The organism is Candidatus Velamenicoccus archaeovorus, assembly GCF_004102945.1.
GTDB classification, from domain to species: Bacteria; Omnitrophota; Gorgyraeia; order Velamenicoccales; family Velamenicoccaceae; genus Velamenicoccus; species Velamenicoccus archaeovorus.
On the sequence record NZ_CP019384.1, the window covers coordinates 1,011,944 to 1,027,246 of the forward strand.

Annotated in this window: 16 protein-coding genes; all 16 read right to left on the reverse strand. The window is 54.3% G+C overall.

Features of this window, described 5'->3' with window-relative positions:
* Positions 1 to 94: 94 nt before the first annotated feature.
* The 16 genes from BU251_RS04520 to recO all read right to left on the reverse strand — a co-directional run bounded on the left by BU251_RS04520 (position 95) and on the right by recO (position 15,301).
* Positions 95 to 1,012 (reverse strand): alpha/beta hydrolase, encoded by a 918-nt coding sequence (locus tag BU251_RS04520; protein WP_128699705.1) that lies wholly within the window; start codon positions 1,010 to 1,012, stop codon positions 95 to 97.
* A complete protein-coding gene (locus BU251_RS04525; protein WP_128699706.1) occupies positions 975 to 1,799 on the reverse strand; it encodes a D-alanyl-D-alanine carboxypeptidase family protein in 825 nt (274 codons plus the stop codon). The genes BU251_RS04520 and BU251_RS04525 overlap by 38 nt, the downstream gene beginning before the upstream one ends.
* 1 nt (position 1,800) lies before the next feature.
* A complete protein-coding gene (locus BU251_RS04530) occupies positions 1,801 to 2,031 on the reverse strand; it encodes a hypothetical protein (RefSeq protein ID WP_128699707.1) in 231 nt (76 codons plus the stop codon).
* A gap of 46 nt (positions 2,032 to 2,077) precedes the next feature.
* Entirely contained in the window at positions 2,078 to 3,031 is a 954-nt protein-coding gene (locus BU251_RS04535) for an FAD:protein FMN transferase (RefSeq protein WP_164908867.1), read from the reverse strand.
* 36 nt (positions 3,032 to 3,067) lie between these two features.
* Positions 3,068 to 4,780, reverse strand: a complete 1,713-nt coding sequence (gene polX, locus BU251_RS04540) for a DNA polymerase/3'-5' exonuclease PolX (RefSeq protein ID WP_128699709.1) — start codon at positions 4,778 to 4,780, stop codon at positions 3,068 to 3,070.
* On the reverse strand, positions 4,777 to 6,045 hold the full coding sequence (locus BU251_RS04545) for an MFS transporter (protein WP_128699710.1): 1,269 nt from the start codon (positions 6,043 to 6,045) through the stop codon (positions 4,777 to 4,779). The genes polX and BU251_RS04545 overlap by 4 nt, the downstream gene beginning before the upstream one ends.
* A gap of 1 nt (position 6,046) precedes the next feature.
* Positions 6,047 to 6,754 (reverse strand): ferredoxin--NADP reductase, encoded by a 708-nt coding sequence (locus tag BU251_RS04550; RefSeq protein WP_128699711.1) that lies wholly within the window; start codon positions 6,752 to 6,754, stop codon positions 6,047 to 6,049.
* Positions 6,755 to 6,765: 11 nt separating this feature from the next.
* On the reverse strand, positions 6,766 to 7,758 hold the full coding sequence (locus tag BU251_RS04555) for a DHH family phosphoesterase (RefSeq protein WP_128699712.1): 993 nt from the start codon (positions 7,756 to 7,758) through the stop codon (positions 6,766 to 6,768).
* Between the two features lie 11 nt (positions 7,759 to 7,769).
* Positions 7,770 to 8,186, reverse strand: coding sequence for a secondary thiamine-phosphate synthase enzyme YjbQ (locus BU251_RS04560; protein ID WP_128699713.1), 417 nt, complete (start codon positions 8,184 to 8,186; stop codon positions 7,770 to 7,772).
* Positions 8,187 to 8,203: 17 nt separating this feature from the next.
* Positions 8,204 to 8,512 carry a hypothetical protein gene (locus BU251_RS04565; protein ID WP_128699714.1) on the reverse strand — a complete coding sequence of 103 codons (309 nt, stop codon included), beginning with the start codon at positions 8,510 to 8,512 and terminating at the stop codon, positions 8,204 to 8,206.
* On the reverse strand, positions 8,509 to 8,940 hold the full coding sequence (locus BU251_RS04570; protein ID WP_128699715.1) for a hypothetical protein: 432 nt from the start codon (positions 8,938 to 8,940) through the stop codon (positions 8,509 to 8,511). The genes BU251_RS04565 and BU251_RS04570 overlap by 4 nt, the downstream gene beginning before the upstream one ends.
* 65 nt (positions 8,941 to 9,005) lie before the next feature.
* Positions 9,006 to 9,686, reverse strand: coding sequence for a ribonuclease H-like domain-containing protein (locus BU251_RS04575; protein ID WP_128699716.1), 681 nt, complete (start codon positions 9,684 to 9,686; stop codon positions 9,006 to 9,008).
* Positions 9,667 to 11,712: an ATP-dependent helicase gene (locus tag BU251_RS04580; protein ID WP_164908868.1), complete on the reverse strand. Its 2,046-nt coding sequence runs from the start codon at positions 11,710 to 11,712 to the stop codon at positions 9,667 to 9,669. Before BU251_RS04580 ends, BU251_RS04575 begins: the two co-directional genes overlap by 20 nt.
* Positions 11,713 to 11,808: 96 nt before the next feature.
* Positions 11,809 to 13,194, reverse strand: coding sequence for a hypothetical protein (locus BU251_RS04585; RefSeq protein ID WP_128699718.1), 1,386 nt, complete (start codon positions 13,192 to 13,194; stop codon positions 11,809 to 11,811).
* A gap of 23 nt (positions 13,195 to 13,217) precedes the next feature.
* The gene (locus BU251_RS04590) at positions 13,218 to 14,150 is read right to left on the reverse strand and encodes a ketopantoate reductase family protein (protein ID WP_128699719.1); all 933 of its coding nucleotides are present in this window, start codon (positions 14,148 to 14,150) and stop codon (positions 13,218 to 13,220) included.
* Between the two features lie 407 nt (positions 14,151 to 14,557).
* Positions 14,558 to 15,301 carry a DNA repair protein RecO gene (gene recO / locus BU251_RS04595; protein WP_128699720.1) on the reverse strand — a complete coding sequence of 248 codons (744 nt, stop codon included), beginning with the start codon at positions 15,299 to 15,301 and terminating at the stop codon, positions 14,558 to 14,560.
* Positions 15,302 to 15,303: the final 2 nt, after the last annotated feature.

Genomic DNA, 15,303 nt, shown 5'->3' on the forward strand with positions numbered 1-15,303 from the left:
CCCTGCCCGCTTGGGCGGGCGAGGCTGGGCCCATGGATTGGTTTTGTCTTGCAGACAAAACCATGGCGGAGCGGGACGTCGCCCCGCGGGCGAATCAAAAAGGACCACGGGCCTGCCCTTGGCCTTGAGGCCAGGCTGAGCCCGTTGGGCTCCAGTCCTCGGACAAAAAACGCTTCACGTCATCCTTGAGCCTCTCCTGGTGGATCGCAAAATGTTCATTGTGGCCGCCGGCCGTCGCCACAAAGATCTTTTTGCCGCCATAACCGTCATAAAGCACCTGGCCCATTTCAAAAGGGACGATCTCATCGTTGCGGCTGTGGATGAACATCACCGGCCCTTTCACGGCAGCCATCTTGTTTACCGCATCGTATTTGGACGCCAATAAAAATGACGGCAAGAACGGATAGATGCGCTTACTCATCTCTGTAACGGATGTAAACGGCCCGTCGAGGATCAAAGGCCCGGTCGGCAGGCGGCTGGCCAGTTCTACGGCCACAGCAGCGCCCAGGGATTCACCGTAGAGAACAATGCTCTCCGGACGGAACCGCCTGATTTTCGTCAAATAATCATAGCCCGCCCGGGCATCCGTATAAAGACCTTTTTCAGACGGCAGGCCCGTGCTCTTTCCATACCCCCTGTAGTCCAGGATGAAAACGGGATAACCCAGATCATGGAAAAAACGTATCTTCTCCAACCTGTGGCTGATATTGCCGCCGTTGCCGTGCAAAAAATAGACGATCCTCTCCTGGACGCCCGGAACATACCAGCACGACAATCTCGGGCCGTCGGGGGCGACCAAAATCACATCCTCAAAGGCCAGGCCGATCTGCGACGGACTGACCGACACATCCTTGTACGGAACATATAAAGAACGGAATTCCAGGGCGCGCACAAATAAAAAAATAAAAACGATGCCGATAATGACGTAGAGCATGAAACGACCCGCCTTCCACGGCGCATGCCGGCGCATATGATCAATGTTTTGTGCGGCGAGGAATACCCAGGAGCGCATAGATGTCCGCCCACGGCTTACGGCTCTTCAGGATGACGAGCGACACGCGCCTGTCGTCATAATAAGCGATCCCCGCATAGCAATGTCCCGCCGTGCGCGTATACCCTGTCTTGCCCAGTACCCGCGGATTGCTGAGCCGCCAAAGGAGCTTATTGTGGTTGGCGCGCGTGATCTTTCGTCCGTCGGAACCCGTGATCGTTACGCTCTTTTGGGCCATCACATTTCTAATGAACGGGCTGCTGAGAGCTGCGCGCACCAGAATGGACATATCGTAGGCAGACGTCACCTGGGAACGGTCCGGCAGACCCGTCGCATTGGTGAAATGGGAATCTTTCATGCCGAGCGCCTTCGCCTTGCGGTTCATGAGGCCGGCGAATCCGCTTTCCGAACCGGCAACCGCCTGCGCCAACGCCACGCCAGCGTCATTGGCGGACGTCGCCAAAAGAACTTTCAGGAGGTCTTGCGTCGTGTATACGACCCCCTGACGCAATCCCGCCTTTGTCGGTTCGACATTGGCGGCCTTGGAAGAAATCTCGACGGGGTCCCGAAGGCCCTTGTTGTCCAAAACGACCAGGGCCGTCAGCAGCTTGACGGTGCTCGCCGGATAAAATTTCTTGCGATGATTCCTGGCGTAAAGAACTTTCCTATTTGTATAGTCTACGGCATAAACACCTTGCGCCGTCACCGAACTCTTTGAAGACTTCTTGGACACCGCCAGGGCCGGCGAAACCGATAGGACAACCGCCGTCACTCCCATCACTAACGCATACAGATCACGACGCCTCATATCACACGCTGTCTTTATAATATGCCTTATAAAAGGGGCAGGTTTTACAAATGACCTTTTTGACGCTCAAGGGCAAGGGTGTTTTAAGGTCCATGCGGCAGCAAGGAATATCTACCAGCCAACAGCGCCATTCCTGCACCTCCCCCACCAAACACTCTTTTCTGGCCTCGGGCGAACAATGAAAAAATTCCCAACAACGCACATGATGGATCCCAGACGGTTGCTTCTTCAAGATGTCCTCCTTCGTCCTTGCTGCGGTATCCCAGACCCCTCAAACATTATATTCTGTAGAGCGTCCCGTCGGCTGCGACCAAAACGGCTTTTGTGTCCGCAAACCGGCTCAGGAGCTTACGGCTTTTTTCCAATCCCAGGACGACACACGCCGTCGACAATACGTCTGAAGCCGTGGCATCGGGCGTGACGACGGTCGCCGAGACAATCCCGGACTGGACAGGATAGCCTGTTTTAGGATCGATGATGTGCGAATATCTCCTGCCGTTGATCTCGGCATATTGCTGATAGTCACCGGCGGTGGCCGCCGCCTTGTTGGTCAACGCGAGTTCATCCACGACCTTCCCTTCATGGAAAGGATCCTGGACGCCTACGCGCCACAGCGCACGGCGATTCCTCCCCAGGCAATAGACATTACCTCCGGCGTTGATCAAGGCAGAATCGATCCGCGCGTCTTTGAGCTTCCTGACAGCCCGATCCAGGGCAAACCCTTTGGCGATCCCTCCGAGATCGATACGCATGCCGCTCTTGAGCAGCACAACCTCTCTTGTCTTTGCGTCCAGATAAATGAAATCCGAACCCGCGAGCGACAAGGCCTGTACCACAGCTTCGGGAGCGGGCAATGTTTTCGAAGCGATGGCCTTCTTCCAAAGCATGGCTGCAGGCCCCACCGTGACGTCAAAGGCGCCGTCCGTGCGGCGGTAAAATTCCTGGGCCCGTTGAATGATGTCAAATAACGGCTCCGAAACAACGGCCCTCTGGCTGCCATTCAGCCGCGACAATTCGCTGTCGCGGTCGAAAAGATTAAAGACCGCTTCCAGCTTCTTGAATTCATCGAACACGATCGCCGAGGCACGGACGTCGGGAGACTTGACCTCAACAAAAGTCCCCATGATAAATTGCGTCTCCTGGTATAACGGCTTCTGGCACCCCATCATCCCAAGGCACAGAGTACAGAAAATAATGGAACGACGGATATCACGCGATAAAAAAAACATCATTTTATTTCTCTTATTGTTTCTCATGATTTTTATGATTCATTTTTTAATCACTTTCAACAACGCTTCAAGGTCAAGCGTGTTGAGCACATTGTTTTTAGCAAGCCAGGCGCGGCGGCACAACCCCACGCCGTAAGCCATATAGTCCAGGTGCGATATGTCGTGGGAATCCGTGCCGACCGCCAGACGCACCCCTTTTTCGGCGGCATGCCGGGCGTTGATGTCGGACAAATCCATCCTGTAGGGATGGGCATTGATCTCGAGGGCGGTACCGGTGTCGCGCGCCGCGCGAAAAACCTCTTCCAGATCGATCTCATAAGGCCCTCGCGCCGGCCAGAGCCTGCCTGTCGGATGCGCCACAATATGCACGCGCTTGTTGGCGCACGCGCGGACGATCCGCCGCGTCAACTGCCTTTGCGACTGCTTGAAACCCGAATGGATAGCCGCAATAACGATATCGAACTGCGAAAGGACCCTGTCCGGATAATCAAGATTCCCTTCTGCATCGATCTCGACCTCGCTGCCGAATAGGAGACGAAAACCTTTCAGGCTCCGGTTGACACGGTCGATCTCACGGCGCTTCTGTTTCAATCTGGCCTCATCCAAGCCATGGGCCACTCTCAAGCTGACGGAGTGGTCTGTCAGGCAGAGATATTCATATCCCAAAGACTTCGCCTTCTTCGCCATCTCGTGGACCGTGTTTTTCCCGTCCGAATAATTCGTGTGGGCATGGAAATCGCCGCGGATATCGGAGAGCTTGACCAGGCGCGGGAGCCTATCCTCCATGGCCGCCTCCACTTCGCCCGCGTCCTCGCGTAATTCCGGCGCAATAAAAGGCAGGCCGAGCTTTCGATACATCTCTTCTTCTGTCGCCGATGCCAGACGCCTGCCTTTCTTGTCAAAGATGCCGTATTCGTTGATCTTCCAGCCTTTCTTGATGGCCAGCTGCCTCAACCTGATGTTATGGCTTTTGGAACCGGTAAAATACAAGAGGGCTGCGCCGAACTCATCTTTAGGCACGATCCTGGCGTCCACCTGCACACCTTCTTGGGTCACGACGGCACACTTCGTCGCTCCGTGCGCCAGGACCATTTTGACAGGCGCAAGCCCTACAAAAACATCGGCGATGACCTGAGGCTCTTTCGACGCGATAAGGATGTCCACGTCTCTCACCGCATCTTTCATGCGCCGCAACGATCCGGCCGCAGAGATCTCTTGCACTTCCCTGTGTTTCTTGAGCGCAGAGATAAAAGACACAGCCGCCGCGTTCGCCGTCAAGAGATCCATCGCTTCCCTGCCCTTTTCCAAAAGCTCTATCCCCTTGAGAATATTGTCGACGGTCTTTTGCCTGATCCCCGGCAGCTTCAAAAGCCTGCCGTCGCGTGCTGCGCGTCCGAGATCCCCCAAAGAGGCGATCTTAAACGTATCAAAGAATAATTTCGCCTTCTTGGGGCCTATGGACGGAACCTGCATCAACTCCAAGACTCCCCGAGGAACGCTTTCTTTGATCTTTTCGTATTCGGCAAACGTCCCGGTGGCTAAAATCTCCCTGACCTTCGAAGCCAAATCCATGCCGATACCGGGGATATTTTCCAAAGAGCCTTCCCGGACGCGGCCGGCGATATCATCCTCCAGGGCCGCGATATTGTCCGCGGCTTTACGGTACGCCCTGACACGGAACGGATTCTCCCCTTTGATTTCAAGAAAATCCGCCATGGCGCGAAAGAGGTTTATGACAAGGTCATTCTTCACGAATACGCCCTTTCCTCAAAAGCCTGCCTGTCCGACAGGAACCGTCTCGAAAAAGGCCAATAGACCAATATGCTCGCGAGGGCCGCAAAGAATACGACTTCCTGAACGCCGAACGCTTGAGCGAGCAACCCAAAAAGGAGGTTGCCGAAAGGAATAAACCCCATGAACATCATCATGAACAATCCCATGATACGGCCCCTGTGGTGATCGGGGATAGAAAGCTGGATCATCGAATTGACCAGGGCCATGCCGCCGGAGATCCCAATCCCTGCCAATACCAGAAGGATGCAAGACGCCCACATGTTCCTGGAGACGGAGAAGGCCATCGCCGACAAAAAGAACACGATCACAGACAAGCGCAACAGACGAAATCTGGCGAGTTCGTTCTTCAGCCGGGCGACGTTTAAAACACCGATCAGCGCCCCGACACCGCTGGAAGACATCAATATCGCCAACCCCATGGCGCCGGAGCCGAGGACTTCCTGCGCAAAGATCGGCATCAAGACCACATAGGATACGCCGAAGGTGCTGACCAAGCCGACCAGGGCCAGCAAAAAAAGCAGAAACCGGTTATGCCTGACGAGAAGCACGGATTCGCGGATATCCGAAAAAACGGACGCCTGGTTTTTACGCACGGCGGCGGGACGCGGCTTGATCAGCGCCAGCGCCGCCAGGACAGGCAAATAGCTGACGGCATTGGCGAAAAAACATCCCGACATGCCGATCAGGGCGATCAAGAGGCCCGCGACAGCCGGTCCGATGATGCGGGCGGAATTAAAGGCCGCCGAGTTCAAGGCAATCGCATTCATCAAATGCTGACGGCCCACAAGCTCCACGACCATCGCCTGTCTCGTCGGTGAATCGAAACTCAGGATAAAACCGTTAATCGTGGCCATCATGATGACATGCCAGATCCTGACGGTCCCCGTCCACACCAGAAAGGCAAGAACCAGAGCCAGGATGGTAAAACAGGATTGTGTCACCAACAGGAGGTTACGTTTAACGCTGCGGTCAACATAGACACCCGCTGCCAGGGCAAAAAAAGACACAGGCAGATAACTCAGGAAGCCCGTCAAACCCATCAGAAAAGCAGAGTGCGTCAGGCGGAACACCAGCCAGCTCTGGGCCATGGTCTGCACCCAGCTGCCGATCAAAGAAACAAACATCGAAACCCAATAAATCCGAAACTCGCGGACGCGCAAAGAAGAAAACATGTTCTCAATCTGCTCATAACGTGCGGCCTGCGGCAGCACCGGATGCGGCACGCTAATAACCTATGAAATCCTCTGTGATGATCCTGTCTTCCTGGACGGCAAGCTTGTTCATCAGCATCTTGCGCATGGCGTCGACCATGGCAGGCGGACCGCAGGAATAGAAGATCCTTTCAGGATAATCCTGGATCTCCTGGCGCACCAGATCGTCATCAATATAGCCCTTAAAGCACCCTTCGATCTTTTCGGAACATTCCGTCAGGGTATAGACGATCCTGAGACGGTCGTTCTCCTTTTGCATCGCCGATAACTCGTTACGGAAGATCAAATACTCCGGCGTGCGGCTGGAATACAAAAGGACGAGACTCGACGGCAACTTCATATCCGTCGCGTATTTGAAAATACTGCGCACCGGCGTGATACCGATGCCGCCGATCAAAAATGCGGCCTTGGGATACTGGCCGGTAAATGTAAATTTCCCCATAGGGAACCGCACAGCGCATGCTTGACCCACCTGCAGGGACTCCAAGGCCCTGGAAAAAGGACTATTGCTGAGTTTCTTCGTGAACTGGATGAACCCCTTTTCGGTCGGAGAACTCGAAATAGAAAAAGCCTTGGAGACCGGACGCCCGGCTATCGTGAGCGTCAAGACCAGATACTGTCCCGGCTCATATGGGACATCCTCTTCCAGGGAAAAACGGAACGTCTTGACATCGCAGCACTGCGTGACGATCTCCATAAGTTCCAACTGACGGTTATCCATGAATCCGCCTTTCAAAGTTCCTTTTGCGTCCGGCCGATCAACCGTTTCATGTCATGCCTGCCAATGAAACACCCGGCCACGTCCGGATGGCCGCCGCCGCCGAATTCCTCGGCGATCCGGCCGACATTGACGAGCCCCTTGGACCTGAGACTGACACGCCACCGGCCGTCGAACATCTGCCGGAACAAAAGGATCGCCTTGATGTCCTTGAGCGTCCTTATCTGATCGGCAATGGGATCGACATCCTCTTCGTTCGCCTTCAGCCGCTTGAGGTCGGATGCCCTGACATAGGTCACCGCCAGCCGGCCGCGATTATAAAAACGGACGCGCGAAAAACAAATACCCAGGAGCATCGCCTCCTGACGCGTACGGCTCCAATAACTCTTCTCCACAAGCTGGTAATAATTAACCCCCCTGGAAATCAACTCGGCACAGATCCTGAAGGTATCCGCCGTAATGGTCGGAAGCCTGAAAGAACCCGTCTCCACGATAATGGACACCAGAAGGCAAACCGCCATCTTCCTGTCGGGCGAAAGCCCCAGCATGCGGACGAGACGGTAGACGATCTCGCCGACAGCGGCAGCCTTCTTATCGATGATCTTTAAATTGGCGAACGGTTTGCGAAAGGTATGATGATCGATCTCGACCGCCTGCTTCGCCTTCAGAAAAACGTCCTCATGGAATTTTCCCAGCTGGACCCAAGAAGCGCAATCAAGGGCAATAGCCAGATCGAAAGGCGAGCTGTTCTCAGGCTTGAGACGAATAGAACTGTAATGAGGCAGGAAACGGTAACGCGCGGGCAATGCGCTCGGGGAAAACAATGTCACGTCTTTCTTGAGACGTTGGAGCGCCAGCGCCAACCCTGTCATCGATCCCAAGGCGTCACCGTCAGGAAACATATGTACGCACACCGCAATCCTTCCGGCCTTCCTGATGGCTTGTGCCACGCCCCGGTAATCTTCGATCTTCTGCACGCGGCCTCCGTTTCCACCCATCATTCCCATGCTCGCCGCCCTCACTCCCCCAAGACCTTCACAAGGATCCTCTTTTTCCTTTGGCCGTCGAATTCTCCGTAAAAGATCTGTTCCCAGGGGCCAAAGTCAAGCTTGCCCTTGGTGACGGCCACAACGACCTCCCGGCCCATGACCGTCCTCTTCAGATGCGCGTCTGCGTTGTCTTCACCGGTCAAGTTATGCTGATACCTGTCTTTGCCGTAAGGGGCGAGCTTCTCCAGCCAAAGGCCGAAATCCCGATGCAGACCTGATTCGTCGTCATTGATAAAAACAGACGCCGTGATGTGCATCGCGTTCACCAGGCACAATCCTTCCTTGACGCCGCTCTTGGCGACGATCTCCCCGACGTCGGACGTGATATTGATAAACTCCTGCCTGTTCTTCGTCTGAAACCAGAGATATTCCGTATAGGATCTCATGATTCTAACTCGTTGACTCATTTAACAGGGTAAACCCGCCAACCCGTCAATTCTCTCTTGTATGCACACTGATACGAACCCGCCCAGGAACCGGAGATGACATTGCGCACGGGAACGCAAAGGAATTCGTTGCCGTGAACCGTCCGGCGCAGCCCAAAACGGTCCTCATAAATGCGGCAATAATAGCGGCCGTCTTCGCCGCACACAAGCTCGGAGCAGGGGTCTTTCTCAAACAGCCCGCAACAAGCGCCGCAGCGTTTACACAAAGCTTCGTGATGCTCGGCGGATTTTTTCAAATACAACTCGTAGGAAGCTTCCTCATTCATATGCGACCCATTCTTATGCCGGGCTTCCAATACACGCACTTGACAGAAGCGTTTTCTGTTATCTTGATGTCCGTTTCTTCTCCCAAGGCCACGACACCGTGCCAAAGGCCCTTTTTAAGAATAACAGGCTTGTCGAGAAGGAAACACCTGATATCCGCGACTCTGCGCCTGCGGGCCACAAAAAGAAGCGCGCGCCCCTTGACCGGCTCAAAGCTTTCCAGGGAACCCGGATGCTGTTCCAGTCTATCTATAACTCTATCACGCACAACAAGATAGGCGATTCTCCAGCCCGTATGAGGCTGACGCACAACAATCCTGAATAGATTACGGCGGCCGGAAGCCGACCGGCGAGGATAATCGATGATCCGGCCGTAAGGCTTAAAATAAGACTCTTTAATGGAAAAAATACGCTGTTTTTGGAATGTCATATCTCTTTATATTACCGAAAACATCCGGATTTTACAAGACGAGTTTTTTCGGACGGGACGGCGGGTTAGGCGGGGAAATTCATGTATTTGTCCCAGAAACGGTATAATTCCCGCGTCGCAAAGACATCCCTGAGACAATAACGGGCAATGTCGCCGTGACGGCCGTCATGGAACAAGGCCTTGACATCAAGACCGGTCACGCCGTCTTCCTTGGGACTCTTGATGCCGAAGGCATGACACCAGACGTGAAGGCTAAAGCGCCTGCGGACAGCGCCTAAAAACGTCAGCTTCTCCATCAGGTCGATATGCATGTTGGAGCGGTAACGGTCAGGCATCAGGTTCTTCGTGGCCTTCAGTTGGTTGATGGCGGACCGCACGAGGATGAAAGGACAATCGAAACCGCGGCCGTTGAACGTGATGAAAGCATCATATTTCGAGAGACGGGACCAGAAGAGCTCCAGGAGCTGTTTCTCATTGGGGACGGAAAAATATTCCGCCTCTCCTTCCATGATCCGCTCAGGCTGCTTGCCGGGGACCTGGTAATACACAAAGGCCTTGTCCGTTTCAAGCTCCAGCATCGCGATCGTCACGATCTGCGCCGTCACAGGATAAAAACTCAGGGAATCGCGGACCTCCTGCTCTTCCTCGTCTGTCTTGGCGAATTTCAGCAGATACTCCTGCGTGCCCTTGTCGAACGCGTCTAATTCCGCTCCTACTGTCTCGATATCAAAAATAATCTTTGCCATTGTCCATCTCGAAGTAATCCGTCAGTTTACGATAAAGTTCATCCTTATCCATCCGGCGCGTTCCGGTCTGATCAAGCGCGAACCCCTCATCTTCATACCACGCATAATCGGTCCGGATCTTCTCCAATACCCTCGGCTCCGAGACAAAACGCGACAGCCGGTTAAAACTGCTCATCCCGCCGTTGCGGCCCTCGTTATGCAGAGAAAAATGCAGATATTTTCTGGCGCGCGTGACCGCCACATAAAGGAGCCGCCGCTCTTCCTCGATCGCCTCCTCGTCGTCAAGCGCATAAGACACTGGGATGCTGCCGTCGACCAGGGCGATCACGAAGACGACCTCCCACTCCAGACCCTTGGCGGAGTGGACCGTCGATAAGGTGACGGGACGCTCGTCTTCTTTTTTGCCCTCTGCTTCCAAAACGCTGCGCTCCGGCGGTTCGATCGTGACAAAATCAACAAGAAACTGTTCAAGCGACGTATAACCGCTGGAGATCTCAACAAACGCTTCCAAGTCTTCCTGACGCGCCGGGTAATCGTCGAATTTCTTCTTCAAGATAGGCGTGTAAAACTGGATGACTTTCTTGATTTTCTTCTCGATCGTCTCAATGCCCGGCAGAAGACGAAAGAGCTCCGCCAGCTTCAACAGCTCCCTGCGGGCCTCCGCGCTCTTGACGACAAGCGCGAGGTCGGCTTCCAGACGCTGGGTGTCGGCGCCGAGGATGATCTCCTTGACGCGTTCGGCCGTGCGCGGCCCGATCCCGTCCAAGAGCATCAGGATCCTGGCGATCGATATCTCATCCTTGGGGTTATGATGGGCTTTCAGAAAAGCCATCACGTCCTTGACATGGGCTGTCTCGATGAACTTCATTCCTCCGAAGACGGCAAAGGGGATATTAAGCTTGGAGAGGGCCAACTGAACCGGCAACGACAGGTAGTTCGACCTGTAGAGCACCCCCAGGGAACCCAGGGGCACCCCTTCATCCCTGTATTCCTTGATCTTATGCGCCACCCATTCGGCCTCGCTGAACGCGTCCTTAAAATAGGACAAGGTGGGCTTCTCGTCTCCCGGCTGTGTCGTAAAAAGCACCTTGGAATATTTCTGTTTCTCCCCTTCGATGACGGCATTGGCCACATCCAGGATCGGCTGTGTGGAACGATAGTTGTATTCCAGCTTGATGATCTTCGTGTCGGGAAAACGCTTGGGGAACTCGAACATATTTTTATAATAAGCGCCCCGGAAACTGTAGATGCTCTGCGTGTCGTCGCCCACGGCCATGCAATTATTGTGCCTGGCGCCAAGAGAATAAACGATATCCGCCTGGATCTTATTGGTGTCCTGGAATTCGTCGACCATGACATACCGGAAATGCGCCGCGGCCTTCTCGTTGATAGCGGTGTTCTCAAGCAAAAATTTGAGATAGATCAGCATGTCGTCATAATCGATAAGATTGCGCTCCAGCTTGAATTGCGTATACATCTTGCGCAGTTCCTCCAGGGGGGCCGACAAAGGCACAAAATGCGGATAATCCTTGGCCAGGACGTCCCGGATCGGCTGGTTGCGGTTCGTGCTCATGCTCAGGACGGCCCGCAGCGTGTCTTTTTTCGGAAAGCGGGACTTGTCCTCAAGGAAACCGGCCTTGGCGGCCAGAAGATGCAAGAGGTCGGCGCTGTCGGCTTCATCCAAAAATGAGATGATATCGCCCAAACCCAGGACGCTCTTATATTGCCGGATCAGCCGGTAGGCGAAAGAATGGAATGTCCCTCCTTCGATCTTGCGGCACCGGGGATCGTGCAAAGAGGCACGGCCGAGCATTTCGCGCGCCGCCTTGCGCGTGAAAGTCAACAACAGGATCTGCTCCGGAAGAATGCCGTTCTCTATCATGTAAAGGCAGCGGTATTCGATGACCCTCGTCTTTCCTGTTCCGGCCCCTGCGACGACAAGCAGCGGGCCTTCCATCGTCGTGACGGCGTCCCATTGGGCTGGATTCAGTACGGATTTAAAATCCTCTATCTTGCTAGTTTTCATTAAAGGGACCTTCAGCGATAAACAGCCGGATACGAAATCCTTGCGGCTCTTCCAAGAGGACATTTCCCGGGAAATCCGGGGTCGGGAAAGGACGGTCTATTCTGGCTTGTCTTCCTTGGCCTTGGGCTGAAAACCAGGAATAAGAGTCTCTCTTTTCGATTTTTGCTTGTCACGAGAGGCGTCCGCGGGTTTATCCCGTGCCGCATCGGGAGTTTTCTCCACCGGCTTTTCGCCGGAAGGCGCAGCCGCCACCTCCTTCTTTTCTGCTGGCGGCGCTGCAGGCGGGACCGGCCTATTGGCGTTGGTGAACCCCGCCGGAGAACTTTTGTCTTTCGCCGACGACGTTGAAACATCTTCAGTTCTTGATCCGGCGGGCGGCTTCTCTAACGGGGTAAACTTAAAAGGCTCATCGGCCGGCGGCGTCTTCGGCTTCTCCTCTTCTGCTTTTGGGGTTTCGGCCTTGAAAAATTCCACATCGCCCGGAACGCCCTTCTTGATATCCAATTTGACCTGCTGGCTTTTAGGAAAACCCGGGATCTCGTCGCTCTTGAGAGCTTCCGGCCCGGAATCCTTCTTCTCAATCCCTGTATCGATCCCGAATTTTTTCTCAATCGTTTCGTCTTTCGCTTTGGACGGCACCTGGTCAGGAGCCCTGAGGGAGGTTTGTTCCGTTTTCAGAGGCCCGACCTTTGGCGCTTCAGGCTTTGGGGACTCGGCTTTAGGCGGCTCAGATTTGGCCGCCTCGGGCTTCGGCACCTCGAGCTTAAAATACGTCTCGGGTCTTGGCGGCTCCGGTCTTGGAGATTCAGTCTTTAGTTTTTCTTCTCCCTGGGGCGGCTCGGCTTTCGGGGATTCGATCTTTTGGGGATCGGCTTGAGGAGGTTCGGTTTTCGGAGGCTCGGGCTTGGGTGGTTCGGTCTTAGGTGCCGGCTGCCCCTTGGCCTTTTCCAAACCGGCCATCCTCAGATTCTGGATCTCGGCCTCCAATTCATTATACTGCCCCTTGAGGCCGTCAAACATCTCACTCTTTGTTTTGAGCTGGCCCTTAACAACTTCCAATTCCTTCTGGACCTTTTCAAACTCTGACTCGCGCAAAGAAAGCTCGCCTTCCATCTTCTGCCTTGCAATCGTCTCCTGCTGGGCGATCATGTCTTTTTGCTTGACCTCGTCCTTGAAAACCGCCAGCTCTTCCTTGAATTTGTCCGATTGCTTGGCCTTCTGCTGAAGATCGGCATTTTCACGTCTAAAAATCTCTGCGTCGTCCTTGGCCTTGAAAAATTCTTCCTCAAGCTTCTGGCGGTCCTCCATGAGCTTCTTCAACTCGCCGTCTTTCTGCAAAAGCTGGGATTCAAGATCTGTTATCCGGCGCGCCTTGGCGTCTTCGGCAGCTTTGCCTTTTTGGGCGTCATCCGACGAAGTTTTCAAAATCAGGGCCACCAGGCCGAGAAACCCGACAAGCAGAACACCTATGATGATCTCCATCCCTCATCCCCCCCGATTGGACCTTAAACTTCCACCTCTTGGGCGTAACTGGATTCTATCGTCTTGATCAAATCAACCAAGAGCGCGTTCACCGGCGTTTTAATGCCGAGGCTCTGGGCCTGGCGCACGATGGCGCCGTTGATGGCGTCTATCTCTGTCGGTTTTTTTCGCAGGACATCGGCGAGCATGCTGGAGACATTCTCGGCCGTCGCCTCGCAGACGGATTCGGCCTTAGCCAGCACGTCGTCATAAAGAAGCTTGATGCGTTTGCGCTTGGCGACCTTGTGCGCTTCCGTGATGGCGCCCTCGGCGATGCGACGGGAACCTTCGTAAGCCATGATCCTGCCGTTCGTCAAGCGCGTCACGGCCGCAACCGCATTGATGCCGGCGTTAATGATGAGTTTAGACCAAAGGACGGCATGAATGTCGCGCGACAATTTTACGGCCAGCTTCGTTTTCTGGAAAAGCTCTCTCAGCGTTTTGAGCTCGGCGCCCAGGGAACCGTCAGCGCGGCCGAGGATCACATCTCCCTCGCCCGCATAGCGACTCACGCCTTCCTCTGTAAGTGTCGCGCCAAGATTGGTGACGGCGAGGACAACCCGCGATTCCCCGAAGGCATCCGACAAGAGCTCAACATTGCCTGCGCCGTTTTGGAACGATACGATAAAACCCTGCGCACCCACATGAGACGAGATGGCACGAATGACGGATTTCGTATCATAGGACTTGACGCAAACGAACCAAAAATCGGCATCCCTGCCTGCGGTCGCATCCGTTGTTATCTGGACGTCCGCAAATTTTGCATTCATGAGACCTTCGATCCGGATGCCGTTCTTGGCAAGCAAAGCGGCCCTCGCCGGATTCTTATCCAAGACCAAGACTTCGTGCCTGGTTTTGGACAGCAAACCGTAGAGCAACAGCCCCATGGCCCCTGGTCCGACGACGACAATTTTCATGGATCCCTCATCTGCTTTCCGCTTAACATAACATAGTTATTGACCTTTGTCTATAGAATCGCGTGCTTGGCTGCGACGATTTTGGTGCGAGACAAGGAGCGAGGACGCCAGCGTAGTCGCAGCACTACGCCAAGGACGAGCGACGCCGTCGCAGCCCAAAAGCGTCCAGCCCACAAAGGGCGGACCTCCGCATTCCACTTTGAGGAGGGTCCAGCCCACAAAGGGCGGACCTCCGCATTCCACTTTGAGGAGGGTCCAGCTCAGAAGGGGAAGCCCGTCTTTTGTCCATCTGCTTCGTTGCTCCTCCTCGGCGTATCGCAGCGGATACGCCTTCGTCGTCGCGCCCTCGCATACAGCCAAAACTCGGGCTTCCAAGCGTACGATTCTATAGACAAAGGCCAATAAACCTAAAGGTCAAGAATTTCATGGATCTTCTCGCGGGTTTTCATGGCCTTTCCGACATGAAAACGCACAAAACAGTGCAAGATCTCTTCAAGCTGTCTGCGCACACCCGGCATCAGCTTCAACCGCAGGCAATCGACCCACGACGACCGCTCAATATAAAGGATGGAGGCGATCGTCCCTGGAAGGACGGCCGCTGAAGCAAAATCGGCCGAAAGACACCTGCGGCACAAGAGGCCGCCTTTCTGAAGGCTAAAAAAGGCCTCGGAGGTCAATGGAGTTTCACAAGAAAGGCAGGAATCAAAATGAGGCTTAAAACCCGAAAGCGCCAGGATCTTGATCATAAAAACGTTGCGCATGTCATGGGGAGGTTTTTTGAGGGCCCGCAGGAATTCCAGGACCAAAGCAAAAACCGCAGGATTGGCGTCTTCCAAGGGCATCAAGAGATCCATGAGCTCGGAACAAAAATGGGCATAGCTGAAGCTCCTTAGATCATCTCCCCTGATCTCAAAGTCGTCCAGGAGATCGCATTGGCCCACAAGGTGGATCTCGGAATGACGCTTTCTATAAAAAACGATGTGGTTGAGCGACAATAACGGCAGGCTGGAACCGAATTTACGCGGGTCGCGGCGGATCCCCTTGAGGACCCCTTTGACCTTGCCGAAATCGCGCGTAAAAAAAACCGCGATCTTGCTGGTCTCGCGGAAATCAAAAGTCCTTAAAACGACTGCGGGCGTCGCACAGATCATGG

Excerpts from the sequence above, each read along its gene's own strand:
- BU251_RS04590 (WP_128699719.1), bottom strand. The coding sequence starts at position 14,150 with ATGAAAATTGTCGTCGTCGGACCAGGGGCCATGGGGCTGTTGCTCTAC.
- BU251_RS04560 (WP_128699713.1), bottom strand. The coding sequence starts at position 8,186 with ATGAGATCCTATACGGAATATCTCTGGTTTCAGACGAAGAACAGGCAG.
- BU251_RS04535 (WP_164908867.1), bottom strand. The coding sequence starts at position 3,031 with ATGATGTTTTTTTTATCGCGTGATATCCGTCGTTCCATTATTTTCTGT.
- BU251_RS04570 (WP_128699715.1), bottom strand. The coding sequence starts at position 8,940 with ATGACATTCCAAAAACAGCGTATTTTTTCCATTAAAGAGTCTTATTTT.
- BU251_RS04555 (WP_128699712.1), bottom strand. The coding sequence starts at position 7,758 with ATGGGAATGATGGGTGGAAACGGAGGCCGCGTGCAGAAGATCGAAGAT.
- BU251_RS04565 (WP_128699714.1), bottom strand. The coding sequence starts at position 8,512 with ATGAATGAGGAAGCTTCCTACGAGTTGTATTTGAAAAAATCCGCCGAG.
- BU251_RS04575 (WP_128699716.1), bottom strand. The coding sequence starts at position 9,686 with ATGGCAAAGATTATTTTTGATATCGAGACAGTAGGAGCGGAATTAGAC.
- BU251_RS04585 (WP_128699718.1), bottom strand. The coding sequence starts at position 13,194 with ATGGAGATCATCATAGGTGTTCTGCTTGTCGGGTTTCTCGGCCTGGTG.
- recO (WP_128699720.1), bottom strand. The coding sequence starts at position 15,301 with ATGATCTGTGCGACGCCCGCAGTCGTTTTAAGGACTTTTGATTTCCGC.
- BU251_RS04580 (WP_164908868.1), bottom strand. The coding sequence starts at position 11,712 with ATGAAAACTAGCAAGATAGAGGATTTTAAATCCGTACTGAATCCAGCC.
- BU251_RS04550 (WP_128699711.1), bottom strand. The coding sequence starts at position 6,754 with ATGGATAACCGTCAGTTGGAACTTATGGAGATCGTCACGCAGTGCTGC.
- BU251_RS04520 (WP_128699705.1), bottom strand. The coding sequence starts at position 1,012 with ATGCGCTCCTGGGTATTCCTCGCCGCACAAAACATTGATCATATGCGC.
- BU251_RS04525 (WP_128699706.1), bottom strand. The coding sequence starts at position 1,799 with ATGAGGCGTCGTGATCTGTATGCGTTAGTGATGGGAGTGACGGCGGTT.